Below are 3,614 nucleotides of genomic sequence, written 5' to 3'. Positions count from 1 at the left end.
CAGATGCAATGACAAACGGCGCCGGTTGGCACCCAGCGCGACACGGATGGCCAACTCGTTGCGCCGCGCAAGCGTTCGCGTCAGCAGCAGGTTTGCGGCATTGGCACAAGCAACGAACAGCACCAGGAAGGTCGCCACCAGCATCACATTGAGCACTGCGCGCGTACCGCCATGGACGGTCAGATACGCAAGGGGTTCGACGGCAATACGGGCACCACTGAATTTCTCGGGTTCGTTGCGTGAGGCATCCGCAAACCAGCCACCAACAGCCGTTTCGATGGCCGCACGGGAAACCGATTCGCCGCGCCTGATGACGACATCGTAGCTCGTGGAATTCGCCACCCCCTCACTGAACTGGCCGGGGACCCAGACCATTTCACGGCGCGGGTAGCTGAAATCTTCCGGCATCACGCCAATCACGGTGGACAACTTCGAATTGACCCGTACCTGCCGACCGACGACACCGGGATCCGAACCGTAGCGGCTGCTCCAGAGTGCGTGCGACAACATCACGACCGGAACGGCGCCCTCTGCCTCGTCGGCAAGAGCGAAGTCGCGCCCCAGCATGGGCGCGACTTGCAGCACGGTGAACAGGTTGCCGGTAACGAATGCGCCATCGAAGCGCTCTGGTCGATCGAGATCGCTCAGATTGATGGTGGCACTGCGGAATCCTGACACGTCAGCGAGTCCATCAAGATTCCGGCGCAACTGGAGCACGTCTCCGCCACGCATCTGATCGAGCCGACCAACACGACTGTTGCCACTATCGATGCCTACATGATGCAGATGGCCGGCATCCGGAAATGGCAGCGGGCGGATGACCATGCTGCCGATCAGGATCAGCATGAAGATGACGCAGGCAAGTCCCAGCGCCATTACACCGGCGACAAGAAATGAGAAGCCCGGCTGGATCACGACACCGCGAAGCGCGTGCCTTGCTTCGTGAAACACGGCATTCATGGGTTCAATCTCCGTTGTATGGGCAGATTGCTCATTCGTGTCGCAACGCAACGACCGGATCAACGCGCAAGGCGCGGCGCGCAGGGATAACCACCGCGCAGGCGGTGGCCAGGCTCAACACGACGATGGTCGTCAGCGCGACCAGTGCCTCACTGGACTGGATAGCCGGCAATGCGCCGGAAAGCATCCGCGCAAATGGAATCCCCAGGCCGAGTCCAACCAGCAGTCCAATCGCGAGTTGCCAACCGACCCGCCTGACGAGGTCCTGAAGGACAGTGGAGTTGCGCGCACCCAGCGCCCGGCGTACGCCAATCTCGCGCGTGCGCTGGCCGACGTTGAAAGCCATGACTCCGTACAGACCCGCGCCGGCGAGCACCAGTGCGATCACGCCCAAGGCGGCAAATATCTTTGCCAGCAGGCGCTCGGCGAAGGTTTCCTCGCGCAGGGCTTGTGCATAGGTGCGCACCCAATAGGCTGGCGTGTCCGCATCCACTTCGCGAATCAACTCATTCAGACGTGGCATGAACGCAGCCGGATCACCTTGCACCTTGACGGCCAGGCTGACGAAGCGGGAAGGGCTTTGTCGCAGTGGAACCAGCAACGCGGGCCGTGGCTGTCCACCTGGCGGGGTCAGCCTCATGTCGGCTACAACTCCGATCACGGTGACTTCCGGCCCGTCTTCGTCGCGAGGATCCAGGCGCACGCGCTGACCAACGATCGAACCGTGCCTGGCATGACGACCTGCAAAGCGTTCGTCGACTAGGGCAACCAGCGGAGTGTCGGCTGAATCGCGCTGGTCGAACCAGCGCCCTTCGCGCAGACGCAGAGAGTAGGTGTCAAGAAACCGGTCATCGACTGCTTCGAACAACAGGCGTGGAACGGAGCCATCGCCGTGCACTTCCCCTGTCATTGTGAATTCCCTGTCCCAGGTGTTGATGGCGGGAAGATGAGTAGCCACGGTCACATTGAGGACTGCAGGGTCGCTGCGCACGCGCTCGGAGACCTGCTCGAAGAAGCGGACCTGGTCCGGGCCGGTTGGATAGGTGCTGGGAAACAGACCAATCCGCGCGGTCAGTATTCCTGTGGGATCAACGCCAATCGAGTTGCGATCGAGCGCGGATATGCCATTCACCAACGTACCCACCGCGATCAGCAAGGCGCAGGAAAGAGCTACTTCGCCGACCACGAGCGCTCTGCTGACGCGGGCAAACCCTCCTGCGGAAACACTTCGCGTGCCATCACGCAGATCCCCGGCCATGGCATCACTGCCCGCACGCAGTGCTGGCAACAGGCCAGCTGCCAGCGCGGTCAGCAGAGCCACGCCGATCGTCATCCAGATCACACCGGGATCCAGGGTGAAGTGCAACCAATGTGGTGGACCCTCATCCGACGCGCGGAACGTTCGCTCGGTCCAGTTGGCTGCGGCACTGGCCAACGGAATGGCGATGGCGACCGCGATCAGGGTCAACAGCAGGCTTTGCGAAAGCAGGTGCAGGACCAATCGTCCGCGGCTTGCGCCCAGCGCAATGCGCACGGCCAATTCCTGGCGTCGGCCCAGGGTGCGCGTGAGCAACAGGTTGGCTGCATTGGCACAGGCCACCAGCAGGACCAGAACCACGGCTATCAACATGATTCCGAGAATCGTGCGCGTACGCTGGTTCACCGCCATCCAGCTGAGCGGCTCCATTGCCACGTTCAATCCCCGAAAGTAATCGGGCTCCGCCGCCGCCGCATCGGCTGCCCAGCCAGCGATTGCGGTATTGATCGTCGTGACGTCTGCGGTATCCGCCTGGCGCAAGACCACGACATGGTTGAATTCATTGGCCTGCCCCGCCACGAGATGCGCAACGCTCCAGACCTCCTGCCGTTGCGGAAAACTGAAATCCTCGGGCATCACGCCAACAACGGTTGCGGTTTCCGCATTCACACGGATCTGGCGACCAACGACAGCCGGATCCGCGTTGTAGCGACTCCGCCAGATCTTGTCTGACAACATGACGACCTTCGGCGCACCTTCCTGTTCGTCGGCGCGGCTGAAATCACGACCGAGGGCTGGCGCAGTACCCAGAAGGCTGAACAGATTGCCGGAAACCATGGCGCCTTCGAAGCGTTCCGGGCGATCCATGTCGCTCAGGTTGATTGTTGCTGACGAAAAGCCTCCGATGGTGGCCAGACCAGCAAGTCGATCGCGCAATTCGATCAGGTCCGCAATGCGCATGTCGTCCAGTTGACCCTGACGGCCGGGTCCGTTTTCGTAGCCGACGTAGTGCAGTCGCTCGGCATCCGGAAACGGCAGCGGTCGCATGATCATGCTGCCGATTGCGATCAGCATGTAGACCACCGCAGTCAAACCAGCCGCGAGCACGCCGACGACCAGGATCGAAAAACCAGGCTGGCCGACAATGCTGCGTGTCGCCTGTTTCAGCTCATGACTAATCGCGTGCACGGCGACTTCTCCTAGCAAGCGGAATACGGGACAAGCAGGGCTTGCGGCCAGGGTCACTCATTGCGCAACGCCTCCATGGGCGCAATGCCGCTGGCACGCAGGCTCGGGATCGCGCAAGCCAAGATCGCCACGCTGGCCAGCGCGAGGACAACGCCGAGCAACACCAGCGGATTCGTTGCGCCGATTCCGTACAACTGTGACGAGATGA

General features: G+C 61.8%; 2 protein-coding genes. Both read right to left on the bottom strand.

Annotated elements, in window-relative coordinates; all coding sequences use genetic code 11:
- The coding region (locus tag WBP53_RS16815; protein ID WP_423930905.1) for an ABC transporter permease at positions 1–960 on the bottom strand (960 nt) is incomplete at its 3' end.
- 31 nt (positions 961–991) lie between these two features.
- Positions 992–3,406 (bottom strand): ADOP family duplicated permease, encoded by a 2,415-nt coding sequence (locus tag WBP53_RS16810; RefSeq protein WP_423930904.1) that lies wholly within the window; start codon positions 3,404–3,406, stop codon positions 992–994.
- Positions 3,407–3,614 lie beyond the last annotated feature (208 nt).

Origin of the sequence: Dokdonella sp., assembly GCF_049593775.1 — a bacterium.
Taxonomy (GTDB): Bacteria; Pseudomonadota; Gammaproteobacteria; order Xanthomonadales; family Rhodanobacteraceae; genus Dokdonella.
Note: the sequence above shows the minus strand (reverse complement) of the source record. Positions and strands in the feature narration are given on the sequence as shown.